24 protein-coding genes are annotated in these 25,457 nt (G+C 64.6%); 19 read left to right on the top strand and 5 right to left on the bottom strand.

The features are described from left to right. Positions 1–91: 91 nt before the first annotated feature. From I6F16_RS13565 to I6F16_RS37990, 3 genes are all read left to right on the top strand, one after another. Complete coding sequence (locus I6F16_RS13565) at positions 92–583, top strand: DUF2852 domain-containing protein (RefSeq protein WP_035998538.1); 492 nt, start codon at positions 92–94, stop codon at positions 581–583. A gap of 254 nt (positions 584–837) precedes the next feature. Further along, complete coding sequence (locus tag I6F16_RS13560) at positions 838–1,095, top strand: hypothetical protein (RefSeq protein ID WP_057028074.1); 258 nt, start codon at positions 838–840, stop codon at positions 1,093–1,095. After that, the gene (locus I6F16_RS37990) at positions 1,092–1,226 is read left to right on the top strand and encodes a hypothetical protein (RefSeq protein WP_260344240.1); all 135 of its coding nucleotides are present in this window, start codon (positions 1,092–1,094) and stop codon (positions 1,224–1,226) included. The genes I6F16_RS13560 and I6F16_RS37990 overlap by 4 nt, the downstream gene beginning before the upstream one ends. 33 nt (positions 1,227–1,259) lie before the next feature. On the opposite strand, the gene I6F16_RS13555 is transcribed toward I6F16_RS37990, so the two are convergent. After that, a complete protein-coding gene (locus tag I6F16_RS13555; protein WP_225112960.1) occupies positions 1,260–2,423 on the bottom strand; it encodes a fatty acid desaturase in 1,164 nt (387 codons plus the stop codon). A 255-nt stretch (positions 2,424–2,678) separates the two neighbouring features. On the opposite strand from I6F16_RS13555, the gene I6F16_RS13550 reads away from it, so the two are divergent. Continuing rightward, the gene (locus I6F16_RS13550; RefSeq protein ID WP_225112959.1) at positions 2,679–3,449 is read left to right on the top strand and encodes a DapH/DapD/GlmU-related protein; all 771 of its coding nucleotides are present in this window, start codon (positions 2,679–2,681) and stop codon (positions 3,447–3,449) included. Positions 3,450–3,456: 7 nt separating this feature from the next. Here I6F16_RS13550 and I6F16_RS13545 read toward each other — a convergent pair whose 3' ends face one another. Further along, positions 3,457–3,975 (bottom strand): DUF2231 domain-containing protein, encoded by a 519-nt coding sequence (locus I6F16_RS13545; protein ID WP_035998550.1) that lies wholly within the window; start codon positions 3,973–3,975, stop codon positions 3,457–3,459. A gap of 422 nt (positions 3,976–4,397) precedes the next feature. On the opposite strand from I6F16_RS13545, the gene tolQ reads away from it, so the two are divergent. From tolQ to I6F16_RS13475, 14 genes are all read left to right on the top strand, one after another. After that, on the top strand, positions 4,398–5,114 hold the full coding sequence (gene tolQ / locus I6F16_RS13540) for a protein TolQ (RefSeq protein ID WP_008546343.1): 717 nt from the start codon (positions 4,398–4,400) through the stop codon (positions 5,112–5,114). A 43-nt stretch (positions 5,115–5,157) separates the two neighbouring features. Continuing rightward, entirely contained in the window at positions 5,158–5,610 is a 453-nt protein-coding gene (tolR, locus tag I6F16_RS13535; RefSeq protein WP_036021864.1) for a protein TolR, read from the top strand. Positions 5,611–5,614: 4 nt separating this feature from the next. Continuing rightward, positions 5,615–6,574, top strand: a complete 960-nt coding sequence (locus tag I6F16_RS13530) for a protein TolA (RefSeq protein WP_225146441.1) — start codon at positions 5,615–5,617, stop codon at positions 6,572–6,574. A 30-nt stretch (positions 6,575–6,604) separates the two neighbouring features. After that, complete coding sequence (gene tolB, locus I6F16_RS13525; protein ID WP_225173813.1) at positions 6,605–7,951, top strand: Tol-Pal system beta propeller repeat protein TolB; 1,347 nt, start codon at positions 6,605–6,607, stop codon at positions 7,949–7,951. A 78-nt stretch (positions 7,952–8,029) separates the two neighbouring features. Then, the gene (locus I6F16_RS13520) at positions 8,030–8,173 is read left to right on the top strand and encodes a hypothetical protein (RefSeq protein ID WP_225112956.1); all 144 of its coding nucleotides are present in this window, start codon (positions 8,030–8,032) and stop codon (positions 8,171–8,173) included. A 36-nt stretch (positions 8,174–8,209) separates the two neighbouring features. Further along, positions 8,210–10,531 carry an EAL domain-containing protein gene (locus tag I6F16_RS13515; protein WP_225173812.1) on the top strand — a complete coding sequence of 774 codons (2,322 nt, stop codon included), beginning with the start codon at positions 8,210–8,212 and terminating at the stop codon, positions 10,529–10,531. A 167-nt stretch (positions 10,532–10,698) separates the two neighbouring features. Continuing rightward, a complete protein-coding gene (locus I6F16_RS13510) occupies positions 10,699–11,460 on the top strand; it encodes a hypothetical protein (protein ID WP_035998571.1) in 762 nt (253 codons plus the stop codon). Between the two features lie 244 nt (positions 11,461–11,704). After that, entirely contained in the window at positions 11,705–12,193 is a 489-nt protein-coding gene (pal, locus tag I6F16_RS13505) for a peptidoglycan-associated lipoprotein Pal (protein WP_035998574.1), read from the top strand. 207 nt (positions 12,194–12,400) lie between these two features. Then, complete coding sequence (gene ybgF, locus I6F16_RS13500) at positions 12,401–13,498, top strand: tol-pal system protein YbgF (RefSeq protein ID WP_225173811.1); 1,098 nt, start codon at positions 12,401–12,403, stop codon at positions 13,496–13,498. Positions 13,499–13,562: 64 nt separating this feature from the next. Further along, positions 13,563–14,618 carry a tRNA lysidine(34) synthetase TilS gene (gene tilS / locus I6F16_RS13495; RefSeq protein ID WP_035998583.1) on the top strand — a complete coding sequence of 352 codons (1,056 nt, stop codon included), beginning with the start codon at positions 13,563–13,565 and terminating at the stop codon, positions 14,616–14,618. A 276-nt stretch (positions 14,619–14,894) separates the two neighbouring features. Beyond that, positions 14,895–16,817, top strand: coding sequence for an ATP-dependent zinc metalloprotease FtsH (gene ftsH, locus I6F16_RS13490; RefSeq protein ID WP_035998585.1), 1,923 nt, complete (start codon positions 14,895–14,897; stop codon positions 16,815–16,817). Positions 16,818–17,069: 252 nt separating this feature from the next. Next, positions 17,070–17,909 carry a universal stress protein gene (locus I6F16_RS13485; protein WP_225173810.1) on the top strand — a complete coding sequence of 280 codons (840 nt, stop codon included), beginning with the start codon at positions 17,070–17,072 and terminating at the stop codon, positions 17,907–17,909. A gap of 9 nt (positions 17,910–17,918) precedes the next feature. Then, a complete protein-coding gene (locus I6F16_RS13480; protein ID WP_036021882.1) occupies positions 17,919–19,151 on the top strand; it encodes an APC family permease in 1,233 nt (410 codons plus the stop codon). 121 nt (positions 19,152–19,272) lie between these two features. Continuing rightward, positions 19,273–20,712 carry a hypothetical protein gene (locus tag I6F16_RS13475; protein ID WP_225173809.1) on the top strand — a complete coding sequence of 480 codons (1,440 nt, stop codon included), beginning with the start codon at positions 19,273–19,275 and terminating at the stop codon, positions 20,710–20,712. A gap of 64 nt (positions 20,713–20,776) precedes the next feature. Here I6F16_RS13475 and I6F16_RS13470 read toward each other — a convergent pair whose 3' ends face one another. From I6F16_RS13470 to I6F16_RS13460, 3 genes are all read right to left on the bottom strand, one after another. Continuing rightward, positions 20,777–21,772, bottom strand: a complete 996-nt coding sequence (locus I6F16_RS13470; protein WP_225112948.1) for a glycosyltransferase family 2 protein — start codon at positions 21,770–21,772, stop codon at positions 20,777–20,779. A 64-nt stretch (positions 21,773–21,836) separates the two neighbouring features. After that, a complete protein-coding gene (locus tag I6F16_RS13465; RefSeq protein ID WP_225112947.1) occupies positions 21,837–23,399 on the bottom strand; it encodes a hypothetical protein in 1,563 nt (520 codons plus the stop codon). 44 nt (positions 23,400–23,443) lie between these two features. Next, positions 23,444–24,934 (bottom strand): hypothetical protein, encoded by a 1,491-nt coding sequence (locus I6F16_RS13460; protein ID WP_225112946.1) that lies wholly within the window; start codon positions 24,932–24,934, stop codon positions 23,444–23,446. Between the two features lie 297 nt (positions 24,935–25,231). Here I6F16_RS13460 and I6F16_RS13455 point away from each other — a divergent pair, with 297 nt between their 5' ends. Further along, positions 25,232–25,396 (top strand): Flp family type IVb pilin, encoded by a 165-nt coding sequence (locus tag I6F16_RS13455; protein WP_035998610.1) that lies wholly within the window; start codon positions 25,232–25,234, stop codon positions 25,394–25,396. Positions 25,397–25,457 lie beyond the last annotated feature (61 nt).

Genomic DNA, 25,457 nt, shown 5'->3' with positions numbered 1-25,457 from the left:
TGCTGCCAGCTTGACAAAATCGCGGGATGGTCTAGCTATGTAAATGTTATTTACATTCACAACGGCGCTGGTGCCGTGATGGAGAAGGGAAATGGCCTACACCGCTGATGTCAATCGCTGGCGCGGCCCGTCGGACCAACAGCAATATTACGAGCGCCCCCGCATGCTGGACACGCCCTGGCATCCCGGCTGGATCGCCGTGACCATTCTCGGCTTCATCATCTGGTGGCCGATCGGACTTGCCCTCCTCTTTTTCACACTCGGGAGCAGAAGAATGTCGTGCTGGAGCAATCAGGATCGCTGGCAGAACAAGATGGAAAAGATGCAGTACAAGATGGATCGCATGCGCGACCGCATGGAGCGCCGCGGCTTCGGCTTTGGCTTCGGCCCGCCGTCCTCCGGCAACCGCGCCTTCGACGAGTATCGCAGTGAGACACTGCGCCGGCTCGAGGAAGAGCAGGTCGAGTTCAAGAACTTCCTCGACCGCCTGCGTCACGCCAAGGACAAGGAAGAGTTCGATCAGTTCATGGCGCAGCACAAGACGCGTCCGACCCCGCCGCCGACCGACCAGCAGCAGGGCTGATCCGAAGAATTACACCTCTCAAAGCCTTCAGGCGCATGCCCCCAAAGTCCTGATGGCCCCGAGCCGCCCGCCTGCGCAACCCGCAGGCGGGCGGTTTGGCTTATGTCACACTTCGATGGTCGTCCTAGCGATGCGAAGCGCCTGCGAGGGCTTTGCGAGGCCCATCACGCAGATGTGCAGGATCGATAGAACCCGGACCGCGCGAGCACCGACCAAGCCTTGACTGCGCCTCCGCGGCGCCGACGGGCACGATCATGACCAATATTGAACGCAAACAAATCAGCCAGCGCCTCGCATTGTTCGAGCGCGCGGCCGTGTTGTTCGAGCGCTTCGGACCGGTCGTCCCGGTGGCGATCGCGTTCCTCAATGGATGGCCCACGGAAGTTCAGCTCTACCCGGAGTGGCAGCTCGGTGAGTCCTGGCGGTTGTTTCTTAGCGCCTATCTATATTGGGGCGCATCGTACGCACTCAGCCGCGCGGTGTCGTTCGCGAAGGGAAGTATCGTCCCATGATCCTGCTCCGCGATTTCGCGCTTTTCGTCCTGCCCGTGCTGATCGCCGCAGGCGGCTGGCTCTATGCGCTCAGCCTCCGCAAGCAGGCTGACCCCGGCCGCGCCCGCGATGGACGCGCCCCGGCAACATGACCGCTGCCGGCCGGTGTCGCATGGCGTGAAGCTTCAGCGCGCCGTGGCGAGTTGCGCGTGAACCGAGGCCAGGAAGTATTCGTAGGCGTGGTCGACGATCTCGTTGAGCGATCGCGTTCGCGCGAACATCGCCTTGGCTTCCGCGAGAAACTCCTCGCGTGTCGGGATCTTCGGCAGATGCAGATGCGTCAGCGCGTCGACACCTTCATGCGCGCGATTGAGGATGTCGTGCAGCGTCGGCAGCTGCAACTGGGCGAGATCGGCCCGGCGGCGTGCCGACGAGATCGCATGCGCCAGGGTTTGCGCATCGAACCGTCCGGCGAGCTCGCGGGCCGCCCGCTGGATGACCCGCGCGCCGAGCGGCTGCTCGTTGCGCAGCACCTGTTCGGGCGGCGCCTTCATGTTCCAGACGACGCCGATCCACGACAGCAGCGTCAGGATGTAATAGGTCACGTCGACCTCCCACCAGCGAAAGCCCTGTCGCACGCTGCTCTGATAGGCGTGGTGATTGTTGTGCCAGCCCTCACCCAGCGTGACCAATGCCAGCAGCCAGTTGTTACGGGAATCATCGCCGGTCACGTAGCGCTTGCGCCCGTGCACATGGGCAAGCGAATTGATGCAGAAGGTCGCGTGATAGACCAGCACCGTGCTCCAGAGGAAGCCGACCACCAGACCCGACCATCCTGCGACCAGGAAGCAGAGCCCTGCCAGCACGAAGGCCGGCAGCAGCTCCAGCCGATGCAGCCACATCAGCTCGGGATAGGCGGCGAGATCGCCGACCTTCACGAGGTCGGTTGCGTCGTGCTGCCGGTAAAAGATCCAGCCGAGATGGCTATAGAGGAAGCCGCGGTGACGCGGTGAATGCACGTCGTTTTCAGTGTCGGAATGCAGGTGATGGTGGCGATGCTTGGCGGCCCACCACAACACGCTCTTCTGGGCGCTGCTTTGCGCAAGGCAGGCCAGGATGAACTGAAACACCCGGCTGGTCGCAAACGCCCGATGCGAGAAATAGCGATGGTAGCCGGCTCCGATCGCGAACATCCGCAAGCAATAGAGTGAGACGCAGATCGCGACCGCCTGCCAGGTGACGCCCGACCAGATTGCCGCAAGGCAGCCGAGATGGACCAGCAGGAACGGCAGGGCGGATGGATACATGATGTCGTCGTGCTGGTCGTCGGCGGGGGCGTTGAGCGGCATATTTGAGCGTGACCTCGGATGACGTGGATTCGGAACTGGCCGGCAGCTTGACGTCCGGCGGGTACCAAAACCCGCGGATGCCACCGCGGGCTTCGGCCGAAGGCTGGCCGCAGCTCTCTGGCAAGCAAGCCCGTAGCCTTACGGGGAGCATGGCGCACAGGTGGCCGCGCGTGTTGCCGACGCCAATTGGCGCGCAGGCGGCCTGCGTCCTATATTCGACAGCGAGAAGCAAGCGTCAAAACACCGCAGGCGGCAATGCGGACGGAGACTGCGATCGTGGCGAGCGACATCCTCTGGCAGGAGATACGCGGCGAGGCGCGGCGCGCCGCAGCGGCGGATCCCGTCTTCGGCAAGGCTGTCGCCGATGCCGTCCTTGCCCATGACGATTTTACCGCTGCCTTGGCCGATCTGATCGGGCGTCGGCTGGGCGGCAGCGCCGCCGATCGCGAGCGCTTCACGACGTTTTCCCGCGATGCTTTTCGCGGCCAACCGGATCTGGTCGAAGCGGCCGGCCGCGATCTGCGCGCCATCATGCTCCGTGATCCCGCCATCGCCGGATTGTTGCCGCCGCTGCTGCACTTCAAGGGCTATGTCGCGCTGCAGTCCTGGCGCGTCTCGCACTGGCTATGGCGTCATGACCATCGTGATGCGGCGCTGCTGTTGCAGAACGAGGCTTCGAACGTCCTGCAGGTCAGCATTCATCCGGCCGCGAGCCTCGGCTCGTCGGTTTATCTCGACCATGCCACCGGCATCGTGATCGGTGCCAATGTCGTCATCGGCGACGAGGTGACCATCCTTCAGAATGTCAGCATCGGACGCCATGGCGACCTGCCGATGCGCTCGCCTCGCATCGGTCGCGGCGTGTTCATCGGCTCCGGCGCGACCATCCTCGGCGACATCGAGATCGGCGACTTCGCCAAGATCGGCGCCGGGACTGTCGTGACCGGTGACGTGCCTGGCGGCTGCACCGCAATCGGCAATCCCGCGCGGCTCACCAATTGCCTTGCGGCCGCTTCGTCCGCTTGACTGTCGCTCAGGCGGCGCGGCGGTGGCTTTCGCCGCCATGATGCGGGTTGACCGGCTCCGAGCTGGTCTGGCCCGGCGCATCCAGCACCGCGACGTGGTGGCGATAGACCATTTCCCAGCCCTTCCATCCCGTGAACAGGAGGATGCCGACCACGACCAGGGACAGCACGACGCCCCAGGGCTTGATCGCCGCCTCCGCGCCTTGGGCGTAGCGGAGATAGAAATTGACCAGGGCCAGCACCACCGCCGCGAGATTGCCGACCATGTGGTACCAGGCATCGTTCAGGCGGCGGATGCGTGGCTCGCTGAAGAAGTCGGTGAAGCCGGCTGCGGCGGCAACCAGCGCCATGACGATGCCGGCGCCGATCAGCCACATCGCGGCGCGTGCCCAAAAACCGTCGCCGGTTCCGATGAAGGCCAGATCGGCGATGGGAGCGCCGACCAGGAACGCGACGGGGAACGGAATCAGCATGGGGTGGAGCGGGTGATCGCCGATCGCGGCGGTCGTCTTGGGGTTGATGGACATGGCAGGACCTCGCTGAGAGTGATTTTCCGGACAATTTTTGGCACGAGAGCAGGTTCCTCCGGCCGGTGCGTCTGGAACACGGGATCCGGGGTCCATCCCCCTGCAGGGACTGTCTTTCCTGCAGCCAAATGCGTCGCCGGTAACCCCGCATTAACCATCGGCGGGCTCTGGTATGTGCGGACAGGCGTGCCCGGAGCCCGACGTCAAGGCCTGGGGTCGAGGCCCCTTAGTTTTGACATCTTGGCGGGGAATGCAGGCGGCCGGCTTTTGACGAGCCTTTGGACGAGCCCTGCACCCCAGAAAGACAAGGCTTTGAGCGGGCTTGCCCGCCGCGCGGGTCCAGCGCGGCTGTTGGGGAACACCGGCCGCGATTTGCTGGCCGAAGGACATTAGGTAACGATCGCCTTGAGAGGATACTGCTTATGAATCCGGCCGAATTGGCTCAGTCAGCCCTTCCGGTTGCTGCCTCCGCCGACGTGTCGCTGATCGCGCTGTTCTGGCAGGCTCACTGGATCGTGAAAGCGGTGATGCTGGGGCTTCTGGCCTGCTCGGTCTGGGTCTGGGCGATCGCTATCGACAAGATCTTTCTCTACGCGCGCACCCGCCGCTCGATGGACCGGTTCGAGCAGGCGTTCTGGTCCGGCGAGTCGATCGAGGAGCTCTATCGCACGCTGTCGGCCAAGCCGACGCATTCCATGGCGGCCTGCTTCGTGGCGGCGATGCGCGAGTGGAAGCGCTCGTTCGAGAGCCATGCCCGCTCGGTCGCAGGGCTTCAGATGCGCATCGACAAGGTGATGAACGTCTCGATTGCGCGCGAGGTCGAGCGGCTGGAACGGCGCCTTCTGGTGCTGGCGACCGTCGGCTCCGCCGGCCCCTTCGTCGGCCTGTTCGGCACGGTCTGGGGCATCATGTCGAGCTTCCAGTCGATCGCGGCCTCGAAAAATACCTCTCTGGCGGTGGTCGCCCCCGGTATCGCCGAGGCGCTGTTTGCGACCGCCGTCGGCCTTATCGCCGCCATTCCTGCCACTATTTTCTACAATAAGTTCACCTCCGAGGTGAACCGGCAGGCCCAGCGGCTCGAGGGCTTTGCTGATGAATTTTCAGCCATTCTGTCTCGTCAGATCGACGAGCGGGGCTGACGGACGGCATGTATAGTGTGAAGGGCAATCTGGGCACGCGATCATGGCCATGAACGTTGCGAGTTCGTCCGGCGGCGGCGGGCGCCGCGGCCGGCGGAAGCCGGTCGTGGCCGAGATCAACGTCACGCCGATGGTCGACGTCATGCTGGTGCTGCTCATCATCTTCATGGTGTCGGCACCGATGTTGACGGTCGGCGTCCCGCTCGACCTGCCCCAGACCAGTGCCAAGAGCCTCGAAAACAACGACCAGAAGCCGATCCAGATGTCGGTCGACATCAAGGGCAAGGTGTTCATCAACGACACCGAGATTGCGCTGAACGAGCTGATCCCGAAGCTGAAGGCGATCACCGATGCGCGCGGCGGCCTCGAGGAACGCATCTATCTGCGCGCCGACAAGAAGGCGGATTACGGCACCGTGGCCAAGGTGATGGGCCAGCTCTCGGGCGCCGGATTCAAGAAGCTGGCGCTCGTCACGGAAGCGGATCAGGGGTCTTGAGGCCGTGAAGGTGAACGTCGACAAGACACTCGTTGCGTCGATTGCCCTGCATGTCCTCGTGCTGGGATGGGGGCTCGTCACCTTCAGCAGCAAGGCCTACATCGCTACGCAGGAATCGCTTCCGATCGACATCATCTCCTCCGATCAGCTCGCCAAGATGATGGCGGGGCAGAAGACCGGCAAGAAGGAAGAGCCGAAGCCGAAGGTCGAGAAGATCGCGGAGCCCAAGCCCGAGGAAGACGCCGTCGGCAAGGTCACCGAGAAGAAAGAGCTGATCAAGACCAACTCCCAGCCGGAGCCGCCGCCGAAGCCGGTCGAGAAGCCGGTGGAGAAGAAGCCGGAGCCGCCGAAGCCCGTGGCGGAGGCCAAGCCGAAGGAAGAGCCGAAGCCGCAGGAAAAGAAGCCTGATCCGGCCAAGGAAGATCCGATCGCCGAGCTGCAGAAGAAGATGGAGGCCAAGAAGCCGCCGCCCAAGCCCGTGGAGCAGAAGGTCGCGGCGGTGCAGCCGCAGCAGCAGCCCAAGCCGAAGGAGCGCACCTTCGACCCCGCGCAGATCCAGCGCGACCTCGACAAGCGCGCCGCGACCCGGCACGAGCAGACCGGCTCGGCGTTGAATGCATCAGCCTCGCTGGGCACAGCGACAGGGACGGCCGCCAACAACGTCGCGACTTGGCAGGGAGCTTTCGTCGCTGCCGTCAAGCACTGCTTCAATTTCCCTTATGATGCTCAGGACAGGGATCAGTTTACGGCCGACATAGACATTCAGATGCGCCCCGACGGCACGCTCGCGTCAGCGCCTGTGATTGTCGCGGTTCGAGGACCGTCTCGGGCAATTGCAAATGCGATGGCGGAGAGTGCCAAGCGTGCGATCCAACAGTGTCAGGCCTACACGTTCTTGCCCAAAGCTCAGTACGACACTTGGAAAACGATTGCGCTGACTTTCGATATGAAAGATCAGCAGTAGATGAGACATGAATTAACTCAGGTGAACAAGATGCCATTTCTGACGCGACGTGGATTCATCGCGGCCGCGGGATCGTCAGTCACCCTGCTGGCCGGAGGCGCCGCGACGGCGCAGGGGCGACTTCAAGTCAGTCCCGGCGGATTTCAGCCCATCTCGATCGCGATCAGCAACTTCGTGCCCGGCTCGCCCTCCGACGGCGATGTCGGCAACGGCGTCACGCAGGTCATCACCAACAATCTCAAGCGCTCAGGTCTGTTTGCACCGATCGACCAGGCCGCTTTCATCGAGCGCATCAGCAACATCGACGTCGCGCCGCAATTCGAGAACTGGAAGACCATCAACGCGCAGGCTCTGGTCACCGGCCGCATGACGCGGCAGCCGGACGGCCGCCTGAAGGCCGAATTCCGCCTGTGGGACGTCCTCTCCGGACAGCAGCTCGCGGGCCAGCAATATTTCACCTCGCCGGAATATTGGCGCCGCATCGCCCACATCATCTCCGATCAGATCTATGAGAAGTTGACCGGCGAGAAGGGCTATTTCGACAGCCGCGTCGTGTTCGTGGACGAGACCGGGCCGAAGGAGCGCCGCGTCAAGCGGCTCGCGATCATGGATCAGGACGGCGCCAATGTGCGCTATCTGACCCGCGGCTCCGATCTCGTGCTGACCCCGCGCTTCTCGCCGAACTCGCAAGAGATCACCTACATGGAGTTCGGCCAGGGCGATCCGAAGGTCTATCTCTACAACATCGAGACCGGCCAGCGCGAGATCGTCGGCAACTTCCCCGGCATGACCTTCGCGCCGCGCTTCTCGCCGGACGGCCAGCGCGTCATCATGAGCCTGCAGCAGGGCGGCAATTCCAACCTGTTCGTGATGGATCTGCGTTCGCGTTCGACCACGCGTCTCACCGACACGCCGGCGATCGACACCTCGCCGTCCTATTCGCCCGACGGCAGCCGCATCTGCTTCGAGTCCGATCGTGGCGGCAGGTCGCAGATCTACGTGATGAGTGCGGGCGGCGGACAGGCGCAGCGCATCTCCTTCTCCAAGGATGACACCAACGCCAGCTATTCGACGCCGGTGTGGTCGCCGAAGGGCGACTACATCGCCTTCACCCGGCAGGGCGGCGGGCAGTTCGCGATCGGCGTCATGAAGCCCGACGGCTCGGGCGAGCGGCTGCTCACCTCCGGCTTTCACAACGAAGGCCCGACCTTCTCGCCGAACGGCCGCGTGCTGATGTTCTTCCGCGATCCCGGCGGCAATGGCGGGCCGTCGCTGTACTCGGTCGACATCTCCGGCCGCAACGAATTGAAGGTGCCGACTCCGGGCTTTGCCTCGGACCCGGCATGGTCGCCACTGTTGTCCTCGACCTCGGGCTGACAACGGCGCAGTTGAAACATCGCGCGTTCAGACGCGCGATGTTTTCGAAAAACCGCGCCGATTTTTTCCGAGTTTGCCGTGACCGGCAACACTTCCTTCACCTTGCGCCCGGCAAGGCTTGCCTACCTGCTTGATATTCCAGCGAAAATCATTTCGCTATTGCCGAAAAACAACCCGACTTTAACGATGTTCCCTCAGAAAAGCTTCATCTCGGCTGGGTAAGACTACGCGCTGAACAGGACGCGCGTACAAACCAAAATGCAGTTCGCAAGCCAGAGCGGAGAGCAGGGGCAACCGCCGCCGGTCAATCCGGCGGCGCAGATCGATTCGCTCTTTGAAGCGCCCGGACCGCTGCTGGCCGGTCTCATCTTCGTTTCGATCGGTGCTGCGCTGACTGCGCTGAAGACAGGTGAGCTCCTGATTTGGGCGTGCGTGGCGCTGCTCGTCTTGGCCGGAACGGTGCGGGCGATCGATTTGCGTCGCTATCAGGGACGCAAGTCGAGCGTGACCGCCGAGGCGGCCAAACGCTGGCAGGCGCGGTATCAGATCGGCGCGAAGATCCAGGCCGCGGCGATCGGCATCTGGTGCGGCACGACTCTGCTCGCCACCGACGACGCGGTCGCGCACATGATTGCCTTGTCGGTCACGACAGGCATCGCCGCAGGGGGAGCGGGAAGGGCGTACGGACGACCGTCGATCTTCCATCTGCAGGCGCTGCTCATTTTCGCCCCGGCGGTGTTGGCATTGGCGTGGCGCGGCACGCCCTACTACATCGCGATGGCCGTTGTGAGCGCGGCCTTCCTGCTGGCGATCATGCAGCTCTCGGTCAACTTGCACCGGATCTTCATGGGCGCTGTGGTGGCGCGCGAGCGCGAAGCCGCACTTGCGGGCCAGTTCGATACCGCCCTCAACAACATGCCGCACGGTCTTTGCATGTTCCATCGCGATGGCCAGCTCGCGGTGATGAATCACCGCTTCGCGGCGATGATGAACCTGCCCGACCATCTGCCTCGGAGCGGCGCCAGCGCGCGCGACATCATCGCGGCATGCGTGCAGGCAAGATCCATCTCGAGCGGGGACGGCGAGCATATCGTCGCCGGCATCGAAAGTTCGCGGGAGAAGGAGATCATCACCGCCGAGGCGAACCTGGAGCGAAATCGGTCACTGTGCTGGACCGTTCAGCCGATGGCGGACGGAGGGGCGGTGCTGCTGCTCGAGGACATCACCGAGCGGCGCAACGCCGAGGCCAAGATCACCCATCTTGCGCGATACGACGACCTGACGGCGTTGCCGAACAGGGTCAACTTCCGCGACCAGATCGAGCACCTGCTGGCTGTCTCCCACGATGCGGCGCAGCTCTCCGCGCTGCTGTTCATCGACCTCGACCAGTTCAAGCAGGTCAATGACACGCTGGGCCATCCCTGCGGCGACCAGCTCCTGTGCGCCGTCGCCAACCGCCTGCGCGAGATGCTGCGCCCCGAGGATTTCGTCGCCCGGTTCGGCGGCGACGAGTTCGTCGTGTTCCAGCAGAACCTCACGTCGCCCGAGGATGCCGCGGCACTCGCCCGCCGCATCGTCGAGCGGTTGAGCGAGCGGTACCGCATCGACAATCATCTGGTCGAGATCGGCGCCAGCGTCGGCATCGCGCTGACCTCGCCGGAGGGCACCAGCGCCGACACGCTGCTCAAGAACGCCGACATGGCGCTGTACCGCGCCAAAGCCGACGGCCGCGGCACCTATTGTTTCTTCCGCGACGAGATGGCCGCGACCGTCGAGGCGCGCCGCATCCTCGAGCTCGACCTGCGCAAGGCGCTCGCCAACGAGGAATTCGAGCTGTTCTTCCAGCCGCTGGTCAATCTGAGGTCCGGCAAGATCACCACCTGCGAAGCGCTGCTGCGCTGGAATCATCCGGTGCGCGGCACGGTCTCGCCGGTCGACATCATCCCGGTCGCCGAGGACATGGGCCTGATCGTCGATCTCGGCCGCTGGATCCTGCGCCGCGCCTGCATGGAATGCATGAAGTGGCCGGAGGGTGTCAGCGTCGCCGTCAACTTCTCGCCGCAGCAATTCCACCAGCGCGACGTCCTAAGCGAAATCCGCTACGCGCTCGAAGTGTCGGGCCTGCCGGCGCATCGTCTGGAGATCGAGATCACCGAGTCCTCGCTGCTGCGCAACACCCAGCTCACCCACGACATCCTGTCGCAATTGCATGCGCTCGGCGTGCGCATCTCGCTCGACGATTTCGGCACCGGCTACTCCAGCCTCAGCTACCTGCACAATTTCCCGATGCAGAAGGTGAAGATCGATCGCTCCTTCCTCGAAGGCATCGATTCCGACCGGCCGCTGACGCTGCTGCGCGGTGTCGCGCGGCTGTCCGCCGATCTCGGCATGGCCGTCGTGGTCGAAGGCATCGAGACCAACGAGCAGCTCGAGCTGATCAGCGCCGACGGCACCGTGACCGAAGGGCAGGGCTACCTGTTCAGCCGGCCCGTACCGGCGGTGCGGATCCGGCAATTGCTCAACGCCTCGCATGGTCGTCGCGTGCCCGACGACCAGCTCGCCCTCGTGTCGTCGCGATAGGCCCGATCCCTTCCCGGCAGCTCCACTCTCGCAATCGGCTCCCGTGTGCACCGTAGTCTTGCGGGCCCGCAAAGGTTAACCCTAACGATTCTATAGCTTTGCAATTCCGTTAAGGAACCATTAAGGTCTGGCTACTCGTGGAAGTTGCTTGGAGTCAGAGGTTGCAGATGAAGTCCGGAGCCGAACCGAACACGGCGCTCCTTCCACGAGGCGCCGCGTTGTTTGACCGCATCGATTATCGGCTCATCGAAACGCCCGAGGACAAGGACAACCTGTATCTGATGCGCTACCGCGCCTATCTGCAGGCCGGTCTGATCGAGCCATCACCTTCGCTGCGCGTCAGCGATCGTTTCGACGAAACGCCCAACACCTGGAATTTCGGGGTCTACGTTGACGGAGAGCTTTGCAGCTCCGTCCGCATCCATCTGCTGACGTCGGAATGGCGGATGTCCTATACCACCGAGGTGTTCGGCGACATCCTGCATCCCCGCCTCGATCGCGGCGAGGTTTTTGTCGATCCGTGCCGGCTCGTTGCAGATCCCGACAAGCACCACCGCTTTCCCGAGCTGCCCTATTTGACCGTCCGCCTCGCCTTTGTCGCGTGCGATCATTTCAACGCCGACACCGGCCTTGCCATGATCCGGACCGATCATCAGGCGTTCTACCGCCGCATCTTCCTGCACGAGACCATTTCGCCGGAGCCGCGGGGCTTTCCGGGCTGGCCCACCAAGAAGGCGGTCCTGATGGCGACCGACGTCCGGCGGCAGCGGGACAAGGTGCTGGCGCGCTTTCCGATCATGCGCTCCAGCGCGTTCGAGCGGCGCATGCTGTTTGAACGCAGCATCCCCCGCCAGGCCGCCACGCGGCCGATTCTGCTCACCACGCCGCGGACCCTGGACGTGGCCTCTCAAGCGCTCGGTTCGGTCTAGGCGGGCGCTCCCCGGTCATTTCGGCCCAAAATTCCAGCAAGTGCCGGCCCTTTTGCCGGCCGACGCGGCTTGCCTTCACCCTCGCGCCACATTTACAACCCATTAACCATGACGTTTGCTTTTCGCTGGTTGGGGGCATTTGACCGGCTGAGGCAAGGTTCCGTCAAGGTTGACGGAACGTTCGCTTAACCAACCCCCTGTAGACCGGACAGCAGTGGACTAACGTGAGCGTGGAGGCTCCGGAATGAGACATCCTATGCGTATCCTCCAGGGATTGAAGCTGGCCGCGGTGCTCGCCGTCGCCCTGTCGATGGGCGCCTGCGCCAACAAGAATGCCGCGACGGATGCGATGGCCAATGCGGCGACGCCCGGCAGCCAGCAGGACTTCGTCGTCAACGTCGGCGACCGCGTGTTCTTCGAAAGCGACCAGACCGATCTGACCCCGCAGGCGATCGTGACCCTGGAGAAGCAGGCGCAGTGGCTGCAGACCTATCCGCGCTACTCCTTCACCATCGAAGGTCATGCCGACGAGCGCGGCACCCGCGAATACAACATCGCGCTCGGCGCCCGCCGTGCCCAGTCGGTCCGTTCGTTCCTCGCCTCGCGCGGCATCGACCCGAACCGCATGCGCACGATCTCCTACGGCAAGGAACGGCCGGTCGCCGTCTGTAACGACATCTCCTGCTGGTCGCAGAACCGCCGCGCCGTCACTGTCCTGAACGCCAGCTCCTGACGCTCGGTCAGGTCCCCGGTGGTCAGTCAGGCCCCGTTCAGCTTTGCAATTGGATGATGCCGGCGCCCTCTCGGGCGCCGGTTTCGTTTCAGCATTCTGTGACTGAAAACCCCTTGGTATCAGTCACATTTTTGGCGTACTCCACTTCGATGTGTGGCGCGTCGAGGGTTCCGTCGCAGGCCATTTCGCTTTCGTCGTCAGGGCAAGATGTCATCCAGATTTAAGGCTTTTACCGGTACCGCGGCGACCGCCGCGCTGCTCTCTTTGTGCTCGCCCGCGCTTGCGCAATCGGTCTACGGGCAGTCGGATGATGTCGACCCGGAGATGCGGATCGAGCGGCTGGAGAACCGGCTGCGCCAGCTCACCGGCCAGAACGAGGAGCTGCAATATCGCAACCGCCAGCTCGAAGAGCGCCTGCGGGCGCTCGAGGGCGGCGCGCAAGGGGCGCCCGGGCAGGCACCAAACGTCGCCGCGATGCCGCCCGCGCAGATCGCACCCAGCCAGATTGCACCGGGGCAGGTGGCGCCCGGATATCGCCAGCCCCCGCAACAGCAAGCCGCGCAGCCGAGCCAAGCCGCGCCGCCGAGCTACGAGCAGCCGCAGATCGCCGCGCCCGCGCCGATCGTTCAGGAGCAGCCGGCGCCCGGCGCTCCCGGCACACGCCGCCGCGGCGATGCCTTCGACCCCAGCCAGAACCCGAATGCACCCGGCGCGCCGCGCGCACTCGGCGGCGGGCAGCAGCCGATGCCGGCGGTCACGCCTGGCGGCGGCCGCAATGCGGGCGAGCCGCTCGATCTCGCCAACACCAGCCCGCGCTACCAGCAAGGTGTGCCGCCGGCCGCGCAGCCCGGCTATCCGCCGGCACAATCGGGTTATCCCGCACCGGCCGGTGGCGCTGCTTTGGCCACCCTGCCGCCGTCGGCGACGCCCCGCGACGAGTTCGACCTCGGCATCGGCTACATGCAGCGCAAGGACTACGCGCTGGCCGAGCAGACCATGAAGAACTTCACGCAGAAATTTCCGAGCGACCCGCTGGTCGGCGACGCGCAATACTGGCTCGGCGAGAGCTATTTCCAGCGCCAGCAATATCGCGATTCCGCCGAAGCGTTCCTCGCCGTCACCACCAAATACGAGAAATCGGCCAAGGCGCCGGATGCGCTGCTGCGGCTCGGCCAGTCGCTCGCCGCGCTGAAGGAGAAGGAGGCCGCCTGCGCCGCCTTCGGCGAGATCGGCCGCAAATATCCCCGCGCCTCCGCCGGCGTCAAAGCCGCCGTCGATCGCGAGCAGAAGCGGGTGAAGTGCTGATCCGCTGACAAAGCGGATGGCGTTGCGCTAAACATTCGGTCAATCCGCGGATGATTGCAGCGTCATGTCAGACGACGACGATTCACCGATCTCGGCGCGCGAGGCGAGGCGGCTCTTCGCGGGCCTGAGAGATGCCCCGGCGCTGGTGCTCGCGGTCTCCGGCGGGCCCGACTCGGTTGCGCTGATGTGGCTTGCAGCGCGCTGGCAGCGCAGCCTCGCGCGAGGCCCGCAAATCACGGTCGTCACGATTGATCACGGCCTGCGCCCGGAGGCCGCCCGTGAGGCGCGCGAGGTCAAGCGGCTCGCCGCGGCGCTCGGATTGCCGCACCGGACCTTGCGCTGGCGCGGTGAAAAGCCGAAGACGGGGCTGCCTGCCGCCGCGCGCGAGGCCCGTTACCGCCTGCTCGCACAGGCCGCCCGTGCCGCCGGCGCGAGCCATGTGCTGACGGCACACACCCGCGACGACCAGGCCGAGACCCTGTTGATGCGCCTGTTCCGCGGCAGCGGACTTGCCGGACTCTCGGCCATGGCTCCATTCACCGAGCGCGACGGAATCGTGCTGGCGCGTCCGTTGCTCGACGTTCCGAAATCGCAGCTGATCGCGACCTTGCGGCGGGCGAGGATCGGCTTTGCCGAGGATCCCACCAACCGGGACACCGCCTACACACGGCCGCGGCTGCGCGCGCTGCTGCCGCTCCTCGCGGCCGAGGGCGGCGACGCCAGAAATCTGGCGCGGCTCGCGGCAAGGCTGGCGCGGGCCAATGCGGCGGTCGAGGTGCTTGCCGACGGCGCCGAGCGCTTCCTCCGCCTGCGGGATCGCGGCGATGCGCCGCAGGCGAGTGTCAGGAGCTTCGAGGCCGCGACCTTTGCCGCCCTGCCGGAGGAGGTGCGGCTGCGGCTCCTGCTGCGGGCCATCAACGCGCTCGGCCATGAAGGGCCGGCGGAACTCGGCAAGGTCGAAACCCTGATGTCGGTGCTTGATCGGGCGATCGCCGGCCCCGGTGCAGCCGCAAATGGCCGGCCGGTTCTGAAGCAGACCCTCGCGGGAGCCTTGATCAGCCTTGCCGGCGGGCGTATCCAGATCGCGCCGGCGCCGGCCCGGCGGCGCAAGGGCAGATGAGCGCGACGAGAGCGGATCATGACACCGGTCAATTCGCGTCCGTGCCGTCAGGCCACCTTAACCAGGCAGGAAAAACCCGGGTTCGGACGCCATGATTTCAGCGGGAATCGCGCTAAGATGGGATAAATAGTCCCATCTCGTTCCCTTGGCAGCGACCGGGGCGGCACCTAAATTGTATCCGTCTAACGATGAGGATTCCTTGGGATTTCCTCGCATTGACCAAATCAACTGCCCAAGGATCACGGCCGCGATCCGCGCGACCACGAAGGAAGATCGATGAACGCCAATCTGCGCAATTTCGCCCTCTGGGTCATCATTGTCTTGCTGCTGTTGGCGTTGTTCACGCTCTTCCAGAATCCGGGTCAGCGGGCCTCCTCGCAGGACATCGCCTTCTCGCAGCTGCTGAGCGAAGTTGACCGCGGCAATGTGCGCGACGTCGTGATCCAGGGGCCGGACATCCACGGCACCTTCACCAACGGCTCCAGCTTCCAGACTTACGCGCCGAACGACCCGACGCTGGTGAAGCGCCTCTATGACAGCAAGGTGCAGATCACCGCGAAGCCGCCCGGCGACAACGTGCCGTGGTTCGTCTCGCTCTTGGTCTCCTGGCTGCCCTTCATCGCGCTGATCGGCGTCTGGATTTTCCTGTCGCGGCAGATGCAGGGCGGCGCCGGCAAGGCGATGGGCTTCGGCAAGTCGCGTGCAAAGATGCTGACGGAGGCCCATGGCCGCGTCACCTTCGAAGACGTCGCCGGCGTCGACGAAGCCAAGCAGGACCTGCAGGAGATCGTCGAGTTCCTGCGCGACCCCGGCAAATTCCAGCGCCTCGGCGGCCGCATTCCGCGCGGCGTGCTGCTGGTCGGCCCGCCCGGCACCGGTAAGACCCTGATCGCGCGTGCGGTCGCGGGCGAAGCCAACGTGCCGTTCTTCACCATCTCCGGTTCCGACTTCGTCGAGATGTTCGTCGGCGTCGGCGCGAGCCGCGTCCGCGACATGTTCGAGCAGGCCAAGAAGAATGCGCCCTGCATCATCTTCATCGACGAAATCGATGCCGTCGGTCGTCACCGCGGCGCCGGTCTCGGCGGCGGCAATGACGAGCGCGAGCAGACGCTGAACCAGCTGCTGGTCGAGATGGACGGCTTCGAGGCCAACGAGGGCGTGATCCTGATCGCCGCCACCAACCGCCCCGACGTGCTCGATCCCGCGCTGCTGCGTCCGGGCCGCTTCGACCGTCAGGTCGTGGTGCCGAACCCCGACGTCGTCGGCCGCGAGCAGATCCTGAAGGTGCATGTTCGCAAGGTTCCGCTGGCGCCCGATATCAACCTCAAGACCATTGCGCGCGGCACCCCGGGCTTCTCCGGCGCCGACCTGATGAACCTCGTCAACGAGGCCGCTTTGACCGCCGCCCGCCGCAACAAGCGGATGGTGACGCAGGCCGAGTTCGAGGAGGCCAAGGACAAGGTGATGATGGGCGCCGAGCGCAAGTCGCTCGTCATGACCGAGGAAGAGAAGTTGCTCACGGCCTACCACGAGGGCGGCCACGCCATCGTCGGCCTCAACGTGCCCGCGACCGATCCGATCCACAAGGCGACCATCATCCCGCGCGGCCGTGCGCTCGGCATGGTCATGCAGCTGCCCGAGCGCGACAAGCTGTCGATGTCGCTGGAGCAGATGACCTCGCGCCTCGCCATCATGATGGGCGGCCGCGTCGCCGAAGAGCTGATCTTCGGCCGCGAGAAGGTGACCTCGGGCGCGGCGTCCGACATCGAGCAGGCCACGCGCCTGGCCCGCATGATGGTGACGCGCTGGGGCCTGTCGGAAGAGCTCGGCACCGTCTCCTATGGCGAGAACCAGGACGAGGTCTTCCTCGGCATGTCGGTGTCGCGCACGCAGAACGCCTCCGAAGCCACCGTCCAGAAGATCGACTCCGAGATCAAGCGTCTGGTCGAGGAAGGCTACAAGGAGGCGACGCGCATCCTCACCGAGAAGCGCGCCGATCTCGAGACGCTGGCCAAGGGCCTGCTCGAGTTCGAGACGCTGACCGGCGACGAGATCGTCGACCTGCTCAAGGGCAAGAAGCCGAACCGCGAGTCCGTGCTCGAGCCGACCACCCCGCGCGCCTCCGCCGTGCCCCCGGCCGGCAAGCCGCGCCCGCGTCCCGATCCAGATCCCGGCCTCGAGCCGCAGCCGCAGGCGTAATTCCAAGCTGCAGCTGAGAATCGAAAAACGCGGCGGTAACGCCGCGTTTTTTATTGTCCGACGCGCCTTCGCGAGCTGGCATTGCGCTGGCCCCTCCCGCAAGGCAGGCGCCGCCGAACCAGAGCGTTCTGTTCCGGCGCCATCGTTCGAGCCTGGGCCGTTTTGCCACAGCCATCCGGCTGAATCGGTTGCGGTGGGTCAAGAAGGAGCATCTCGACAGCGTTAGGTTCCGACTCGTCAAAGGAGGCACACATGGCTTTCAAGGATGTTCTGTTGACCCTGGCGAGCTACCCGGAGCCGACGCCGGTTTCAGTGATCGACGATGCCGTCTCGGTGGCCGCCACCCTGGGGGCGCACCTCGCAGCCATTTCCTGCGAGGTCCATGCGGAGGTGCGCGCAAGCCTGCTCGGGGATGTCATCCTGGACATACCCGCGCTTATTGCGCGCGAGGCCGCCAAGAGCCGCGAGAATGCGAAAGCCCTGCTTGCCGCATTCGAAGCCTCCGCCGACAAATCCGGCGTCCGGCATGAGACCATCTTCGAGCAATGTGCAACCGCCAGCGAGGCCGCGCTGCTGGTTGACTATGCAAGGCTTCGCGATCTCACGATCATGGCGGTGCCGGACTCCCATGATCTGGGGTACGCCGAGGAGGTGATCTTCGAATCCGGCAGGCCGACGCTGATCCTTCCCACCGGCCCGCGGTCGCGTCCGTTGCGGCTCGATGCCATCTGCGTGGCTTGGGACTTCAGCCGTACCGCTGCGCGAGCGGTTTCCGACGCACTTCCTTTGCTCGAAAGCGCAAGAAGTGTGCGCGTCGTGACTGTCACCAATGAAAAGCCCCTGGATTCCAGACATTCCGGCCGAGAACTGGCGAAGAACCTGGCTCGTCACGGCATCGAGGTCGTGCTGGATGAGATCGATGCCGAGAGCAAGCCGATCGACGAGGTCCTCACATCTTACGTGCTGTCCCACGGCATCGACGTCCTCGTGATGGGCGCGTACGGAACGCCGAGGTGGCGGGAATTCGTGCTCGGCGGCGCGACCAGGGGCCTGCTGTCCAAGCCGCCGGTGCCGATCCTGTTTTCGCATTGACGCTTGGTGATGCAGGAGGTGGCGCCGCTCGGGTCTACGAAACTGGTCAGATCGCTGACGCTCACGCACGCGGTCCTCTATGGGCTCGGCGTGACGATCGGCGCCGGCATCTACGTCCTGGTGGGCGCGGCCGCCGCCCGGAGCGGAATGCATGCACCGCTGGCGTTCCTCGTTGCCGCGGTCGTGATGGGCGTGACGGCCGGGAGCTTTGCCGAACTGGGCACGCGACTGCCGGTCGCGGCGAGCGAGGCCGCCTATGTCCAGGCCGCGTTTCATCGAAAATGGCTCAGCGGTGCCACAGGGTTGCTCGTGGTGGCTGCAGCGACGATTTCGGGCGCGACCATCACCGTTGGGAGCGCCGGCTACATCAGCGTGTTCCTGCCGCTGCCTGCCAGCTGGATCATCGCCGGCGTTGTGCTCGCGATGGGAGCGATCGCCTGCCTGTCCGCGGTTCAGTCCATCAGCTTCGCCGGCTTGATGACGGTCGTGGAGATCGGAGGATTGGTCCTCATTGTCGGAGCCGGGCTGTTTGAGGGCGACGCCCTGGTGTCCCGGCTGCCCGAACTGTTGGCTCCCCTGAGCGATAAAGCAGCGTGGACCGGGATCGCACAGACATCGCTGCTCGCCGTGTTTGCATTCATCGGGTTCGAGCACCTCGTGAACATCTCCGAGGAAATGAAGAATCCGTCCCAAACGCTGCCTTGGGCGCTCTTCATCACCCTCGGCGTGACGGCGCTCCTTTACATGATCGTCGTCTGGGTTGCGGTGGTCGCGGTGCCCCCGGCCGAGCTCGCGCACGCCTCGGCTCCGCTTGCACTTGTCTTTCAGCGGTTGACCGGTCTTCCCCTCTCGGTATTGAGCGTCATCGCGATCGTTGCGACGGTCAACGGGATCATCGTTCACATGCTGATGATCGGACGTGTGCTGTACGGGCTTGCGGACCAAGGCAGCCTTCCGGCCTTTCTGGCCCGTGTGAACGCCAGAAGCGGCGCGCCGGTGGTTGCAACCCTCTTCGGCGTGGGCGCCATCCTGATCCTCGCCCTCGGCATCCCCTTGACCGGATTGGCCGAATGGACCTCGCGCCTGACGCTCGGGATCTTCGTCCTGGTCAACCTGGCGCTTCTTCGCATCAAGACGAGAGAATCCAAGCCTCCCGCCGGCGTGTTCTTCGTGCCCATTTGGGTGCCGATCGCAGGACTGTTCACAAGCGCCGGGTTGCTCCTGATCGATCTCGTGCGATAGCGCCCGCGTGGCGTTTCGGCGGAGGGCCCGGGCGTTGCGATGGCGGTTCTCTCGCTTCCGCACGCGCGATCGGTGAAACATTAAAGAACACCTTAACAATTAAGGCCTAGCTTGGCCCGCCATGACTGATCAGGTCGTCTCCAGCGCGGTTCAACCGTTTTCGGCGCGTGCAGCGCTCCCTTGGGCTGTGGGGCTCGCCGTCTACGCTGTGTTGCTGGCCGTCGGCCCGAAGCTGCTCGGAGATCCCGACAGCTATTCTCACGTCGAGCTCGGGCGCTGGATCATGGCGCATGGGACCCTGCCGACGAGTGATCCATTTTCGTTTTCGAAGCATGGCGCGCCTTGGATCACGTTCGAATGGCTGTCGGAAGTCATCTATGCCGGAGCCTACGTCCTGTCCGGCTGGTCCGGCGTCGTCGTCGTCGCGGCCGCGGCGATCGCACTCGCCTTTGGTCTGCTCACATACTTCCTGCTGCGCGAGCTGTCGCCGACCCAGACGCTGATCATGGTGATCGCGGCCGTCATCCTGACGGCGCCGCACATGTTGGCGCGGCCACACGTGCTCGTGATGCCCATCATGGTGATCTGGGCGGCTGCCCTGGTGCGTTGCATGGATCATGGCAGGCCGCCACCATACTGGGCCCTGCCGCTGCTGGTCGTGTGGGGCAATCTGCACGGCAGCGGAGTGCTGGCGCTTGGCTTGATTGGACCCGTGGTGCTCGAGGCGCTGCTGCGCGAGGAGCGAAGCCAATGGCCACGCGTGCTGCTGCGCTGGGTGCCATTCACACTGCTTGCCGTCGCCGCATCCTGCCTGACGCCGCATGGGCCGGAACCGCTGCTGATGCCGATCACGACACTCGGCCTCGGTCCCGCGCTCGCCTGGATCGCGGAATGGCGGCCGCAGGATTTCAGCCGCATCGGCGGCTTCGAGCTGCTGTTGCTGGGGGGCATCTTCGCGCTCTCGCGCGGCGTCACGCTGCCGGTCGTGCGGACCCTGGTGGTGATCGGCTTGCTCCATTTCGCGCTGGCGCAGATGCGCAATGCGGATCTGCTGGCCATGCTGGCGCCGCTCTACCTCGCGGCCCCGCTGGCCCGGAGGTTCGGCGGGCCGAGCGGGAACGAGACCGACCGCTCCTCGCGTGGCTTGAACCTGGCGGCATTCGGCATCTTGGCCGGGATGAGTGGATTGGCGCTGGCGCGCGACATCCGGCCGGCTCCCCTCATCACCCCCGAGGCGGCGGTCGCCCGTGCCGACCTCGCCAAGGCGGGGCCGCTGCTCAACGATTATTCCTTCGGCGGCTATTTGGTCTTTGCCGGCATTCCAACCTTCATCGACGGCCGCGCGGAACTGTTCGGCGGACCGTTCATCGACCGCTACAATCGCGCCCTGGCGCTGATTGACCTCGGAGATTTTCTCAAGCTGCTCGACGACTACAAGATCCGCGCGACGCTGCTCGCACCGAATACGCCCGCCACAGCGATGCTTGACCGGTTGCCGCACTGGCAGCGCGTGTACAGCGACGATGTGGCGGTCGTCCACAAGCGCCGAGAGATGCAGTAACAACAGCTCGGCAGCATCATCGAAGACCAGGTGTTGGCCTCACGTCCGAGATGATTGCGGCGGATCACTCGTTGATTGCGTGCTTGGCGGGTACAGTCGCCGCCTCGTTGCGATCGAAGCCGGCTCGCTTCTGGACCACGTACAGTGGACGGCGCTTTACTTCGGCATGGATGCGGCCGACGTAAAGGCCCACGATCCCCGTCATCAGCATGTTCATTCCACACAACAGCGAGAGGAGGACGATGGTCGAGGACCAGCCGGTCACGAGATGAGCGTCGTTGCTCAGCCACATCACGACGACCCAGCCGCCGTAGAGCAGTGCGAATGCCGAGACGGTCAATCCGCACCAGATCGCCAGGCGCAAGGGCAGATCGGAAAAGCCGAGCGCGGCGTTCACCGCGAGCCGGATCATCTTGAACAGGGGGTACTTGGTCTCGCCCGCGGCGCGCTCGAGACGATGGAAGGTGACCTCGGCCTGGCGGAAGCCGAGCCAGGCGATCATGCCGCGTACGAAGCGATCCTGCTCCGGCATCTGCCTGAGCGCGTCCAGCACCTTGCGATCGATCAGGCGGAAGTCACCGACGTCGGCGGGGATGCCGACGGAGGACATCTTGCCGAGCAGCCGGTAGAACAGGTGTGCGGTCGCGCGCTTGAATCGGCTTTCGCCCTCGCGCGACAAGCGGCGGGCGTGGACGACGTCATTGCCTTCCTGCCATTTTGCGATCAATTGCTCGATCACTTCGGGCGGATCCTGCAAATCGGCGTCCATGACGATGATCGCGTCACCCTGCGCGGCGTCCATGCCGGCGGTGATGGCGACTTGATGGCCGAAATTCCGCGACAGGCCGATATAGCGAAAGCGGGCGTCGCGCACGGCGAGTGCCTGTAGCACGATCGAGCTGGAATCGCTGCTGCCGTCGTCGACGAAAATCGCCTCTGCCGGCCCGTCGAGCCGGGACAGCAGCAAGTCGAGCCGGCGTAACAATATCGGCAGTACGGCTTCCTCGTTGAAGACGGGAATGACGAGGCTGTAGCGGATCGGTCCGGAATTGGCCGCCATGCGAAGGAGTCCAGCTGGGTTGCAGGGACGGAAGTCTATGGGCAGGTGGTTAAGGTCGCCTTTCTCAGGACTTGCGGCGAATCCTGTAGAGCACGAACCGATCCGAGGTCTGCAATGGTTCCAGCAGATCCGGCAGCGGGTTTGCGGCCCGCGGTCCCAGCACATAGAGGTAGTCGAAATCCCGGTACCAGGTGCGGACAAAGCGCGGCGAGTCCGCCGGCGGGTGGCCCGCTGCTATCGCGGTGAGCAGGCCTGAGGACACCAATCCGCCATCCGGAGTGGCAAGATGGCGCACGGCCTCGACGGCCCGAACAGGCTGCTTGCCCGCCTCCGTGAAGAGATTGGGCACGAACGCATTGGCATAGTGCACCGCCAGCGTTGGCGCATAATACATCGGATACGCCGTGAGATCGGCGAAGGGCGGGTCGCCAGCTTCGTCCGCATTGCTGACGAGGACGCGCGAGCCACGTTCGACCTTGCGGAACGACTCGACAATGGCCGCGTAGTCAGTGCGGTAGGGCAGCCATACCGTGAAGACAACGGCGAGATTGATCAGCGTGATGCCGCTGATCGCAGCGAGTGCAGCCATCCGCCAAGCCCGGCTTGGCAGCGACAGCGAGCAGAACGCCGGCAGGATCAGCGCCGCAGCAGGAAACACGCGGAGGTCGGCAAACGAGGTCCCGAACAGCCTCGAGGGAATGGCCACGTACAGGAGCGCAAGACCGAGCGCGATCCAGATCCCGGCCGGCTCGAGCCTGAGCAAGCCGCGCCTTGCGGCGAACAGCAACGCGGTCAAGAGGGTCAGCCCGGTCACCGCCGCGGCCGTCAGATTGTAGCCGTTCATGATGCGGAGCGGCCAGACCGGCTTGAATGCGAGGAACCAATCGTTGCCTTGGCTTCCGATCGCGCCTGCCGTGACATGCATGATCGCAAGCAGCGCAAGCGCCGGTAGGGCCAGCGCGCCAAGCCGCGCGGCCGCGACGGAATACGCGACCCGCCCTTGGCGGACGCGAGACAGCTCGAAAAGGCCGAGCGTTGCGCCATAGATGCCGAGCGAAAAGAAATGCGCCACATAGAGCGCGGCGACGAAGATCAGATTGGCCATGAAGCGCAGCGGCCAGGGGCCTTCCGCCAGCATCAGATAGACGGCGATGCCCCAGAGCGCGAGGCCGAGCCCGAACTCGAAGTTCACGAAACCCCAGCTGAACGGCAGGCAATAGAGCAAAGCGAGCGCGGCGAAACCGGCGAGATGGATGCGTCCCTTCCTGACCCATTCGAGCAGAAGCGCACCGGTGACGATCAGGCATTGGCTCAGCAACAGAAACAGCCGCGTCGCGTTCTCGACGCTCATCAGCCGCGCCAGCTGCGGGACCAGCAGGTCCATTCCGAGGTTGGGATAGAAGGCCCACCTCACCTCGTAATACGGATTTGCACCCGCGGTGCCGTTCTGGCTCAGAACAGACATGCGGGCGAGGTGATTGGGATAATCGACCATCGCCGGAATGGGCGTCAGCAGCACCGGAACAAACGAGACCACAGCCAGCATCGCAAGCACGATGATCGCCACGGCTCGGTCCGGGGCGGAACGCGCCGGATCTGTCAGGATCGGCTTGCTGGAAGGAACCATCTGATAAAGTTGCTGAGGTCGAAGACGCGCGCTGGAGCGGGTCGTCACTTCGAAGGCGCCGCGGTCGCGCCGTCTGCGGCGTCGCGCACGTGGATCACGGCGATGTCGTCCGCATAGATCCGCTTCCAGCCTTTGAGCTGGTCGAGGATCTGCGGCCCCGGCGCATCCGCGCCCAGCAGCGTCGCATCGATCTTGTGCTCGTCGAGCAGGCGTGGCAGCAGCTCGGGCTTCTTGCCCTCGGTCGCCTTGAAGAAGTCCATAATGAATTTCTCGCCGTAGAGCTCGGCGCGGCCGTCGACGAAAACAGGGATATTGCGCGAGATCAGATAGCCGCCGAACTGGTAGGCGTTGAAGACGCGCTGCACCTTGCGTTGCTCGAGCAGGTCGACCGCGGCAACCGGCGTCTGCGTCATCGTGAAGGTGAAGCGGTGGTGCCCCAGATAGAGCGAGGTCGAGGTCCAGCTTGCCGCCACGATCATCAGCGCGCCGAGCGCCGTGACATAGCGGACCGGCCAGCTGTCGGCACCGGCGGGCTCAAGCGTCGGCTGCGGGAACATCTCGCCGAGCGGCTTTGCCAGCACCAGCGGCACCAGGAATGCAAATGCGTCGATGCTCCTGACGTGGCTCAGCGCGCTCCAGGTCAGGAACAGGATCAGGAAGATCCGGGGTGCCGACAGCACCAGGCCGCGATAATAACCGAATGCGATCAGGGCGAGCAGGGCGCCTTCGAACGGGGTGAACGTGGCGAAGTTCGCCGGCATCCATTCGACGATCAGCGTCAGCAGCTCGCCGAGGCTGAGGATGTTGGTCGCGCCCTGCAGCGTTCGCCAGCCGTAAGGCGTGCAGCAGCTCGCGATCAGCGCCCCGCTTCCGAACAGCACCCAGCGCATGAACAGGGCGAGCCGCCGTCCCTTCCCGGCATGCTCGACCGCTTCGAGCGAGATCGGGCCGATCAGCGCGAGCCCGAGCACGAAGCCGCCGTGCAGGTTCGCCCACAGCGCCATCAGCGGCAGCCAGGTCCAGGACGGCGCGCTCCGGCGGCTCGCAGCCGCCATCAGCAAGCCGACCCACGCCACCATCACCGGCAGCGCCAGAATATGCGGCCGCGCCAGCACGTGATGGATCGACAGCAGCAGCGCCAGCATCGCGAACAGCACCGCGCGCGGGGCTCCGATATGCGCCTCGAGCAGATGGACGAAGATCGCGACGGTGAGCGCGACGGCGGCCGCGGTGAGGATGACGGGGCCTGCCCAGCCCCAGTGCGCATGCGAGAAGGCGAACGCGACCTGCGACAGCCAGGACGTCGAGATCCACGGCGCGCCCGTCCGCGTGAAGGAATAGAAGTCGATCATGGGCATGGCGCGGTGATCGAGGATCCATTGCCCGATCTTGATCTGCCAGAACGAGTCGGAATCCTGAAGCAGCGTGTCGCCGAGGAACAGGAAGAACAGATAGGCGCCGGCGCCGACGCACAACGGCGCCAGAGCGCGCGCGCGGCCCTGCACCGCGATGCTGTTGGCGAAGGAAAGGGACATGCCGCCTCGTCGTCCTGGTTGTTCTTGCCGGCCCGAGCGGGCGGCATTGGACCACGCCGGTCATAACTTCGGGTAAACCGGCCGCGCCAGGCCGGGGTCAGATGCTTACAATTTAACGGATTGTTTCGAACTTGGATTTACCATGGGCCGATACACGCAATCCGCTCGGTGTTTACGCAGCCGAATTAACTGCGGTGCAATTCTTTGCCTCTACGTTCCGTTGCCATGGTCGGGCGGCGCTGGGAAGCCGAAGAGACCAGATCAGTTGTAGCCTCGTGTACTCATTTGGAGCACTCTATGAAGAACCTCGTTGCGCGTTTCATGAAGGATGAATCCGGCGCCACCGCCATTGAATACGGCCTGATCGCTGCCGGCATCGCGCTGGCGATCATCACCGTCGTCAACAACCTCGGCACCACGCTGAACACGAAGTTCAGCTCGATCTCGACCAGCCTCAAGTAAGGCCGGACGACCAGCGGAATAACGAAGGGCCCCGTCATCGACGGGGCTCTTTTGCTTTGCC

The sequence above is a fragment of the Bradyrhizobium sp. IC4060 genome, from assembly GCF_020193715.1.
GTDB lineage: Bacteria > Pseudomonadota > Alphaproteobacteria > Rhizobiales > Xanthobacteraceae > Bradyrhizobium > Bradyrhizobium yuanmingense.
Note: the sequence above shows the minus strand (reverse complement) of the source record. Positions and strands in the feature narration are given on the sequence as shown.

Coding starts and splice junctions, on each gene's coding strand:
- I6F16_RS13565 (WP_035998538.1), top strand. CDS start 92: ATGGCCTACACCGCTGATGTCAATCGCTGGCGCGGCCCGTCGGACCAA.
- I6F16_RS13560 (WP_057028074.1), top strand. CDS start 838: ATGACCAATATTGAACGCAAACAAATCAGCCAGCGCCTCGCATTGTTC.
- I6F16_RS37990 (WP_260344240.1), top strand. CDS start 1,092: ATGATCCTGCTCCGCGATTTCGCGCTTTTCGTCCTGCCCGTGCTGATC.
- I6F16_RS13555 (WP_225112960.1), bottom strand. CDS start 2,423: ATGCCGCTCAACGCCCCCGCCGACGACCAGCACGACGACATCATGTAT.
- I6F16_RS13550 (WP_225112959.1), top strand. CDS start 2,679: ATGCGGACGGAGACTGCGATCGTGGCGAGCGACATCCTCTGGCAGGAG.
- I6F16_RS13545 (WP_035998550.1), bottom strand. CDS start 3,975: ATGTCCATCAACCCCAAGACGACCGCCGCGATCGGCGATCACCCGCTC.
- tolQ (WP_008546343.1), top strand. CDS start 4,398: ATGAATCCGGCCGAATTGGCTCAGTCAGCCCTTCCGGTTGCTGCCTCC.
- tolR (WP_036021864.1), top strand. CDS start 5,158: ATGGCCATGAACGTTGCGAGTTCGTCCGGCGGCGGCGGGCGCCGCGGC.
- tolB (WP_225173813.1), top strand. CDS start 6,605: ATGCCATTTCTGACGCGACGTGGATTCATCGCGGCCGCGGGATCGTCA.
- I6F16_RS13515 (WP_225173812.1), top strand. CDS start 8,210: ATGCAGTTCGCAAGCCAGAGCGGAGAGCAGGGGCAACCGCCGCCGGTC.
- I6F16_RS13510 (WP_035998571.1), top strand. CDS start 10,699: ATGAAGTCCGGAGCCGAACCGAACACGGCGCTCCTTCCACGAGGCGCC.
- pal (WP_035998574.1), top strand. CDS start 11,705: ATGAGACATCCTATGCGTATCCTCCAGGGATTGAAGCTGGCCGCGGTG.
- ybgF (WP_225173811.1), top strand. CDS start 12,401: ATGTCATCCAGATTTAAGGCTTTTACCGGTACCGCGGCGACCGCCGCG.
- tilS (WP_035998583.1), top strand. CDS start 13,563: ATGTCAGACGACGACGATTCACCGATCTCGGCGCGCGAGGCGAGGCGG.
- ftsH (WP_035998585.1), top strand. CDS start 14,895: ATGAACGCCAATCTGCGCAATTTCGCCCTCTGGGTCATCATTGTCTTG.
- I6F16_RS13485 (WP_225173810.1), top strand. CDS start 17,070: ATGGCTTTCAAGGATGTTCTGTTGACCCTGGCGAGCTACCCGGAGCCG.
- I6F16_RS13480 (WP_036021882.1), top strand. CDS start 17,919: ATGCAGGAGGTGGCGCCGCTCGGGTCTACGAAACTGGTCAGATCGCTG.
- I6F16_RS13475 (WP_225173809.1), top strand. CDS start 19,273: ATGACTGATCAGGTCGTCTCCAGCGCGGTTCAACCGTTTTCGGCGCGT.
- I6F16_RS13470 (WP_225112948.1), bottom strand. CDS start 21,772: ATGGCGGCCAATTCCGGACCGATCCGCTACAGCCTCGTCATTCCCGTC.
- I6F16_RS13465 (WP_225112947.1), bottom strand. CDS start 23,399: ATGGTTCCTTCCAGCAAGCCGATCCTGACAGATCCGGCGCGTTCCGCC.
- I6F16_RS13460 (WP_225112946.1), bottom strand. CDS start 24,934: ATGTCCCTTTCCTTCGCCAACAGCATCGCGGTGCAGGGCCGCGCGCGC.
- I6F16_RS13455 (WP_035998610.1), top strand. CDS start 25,232: ATGAAGAACCTCGTTGCGCGTTTCATGAAGGATGAATCCGGCGCCACC.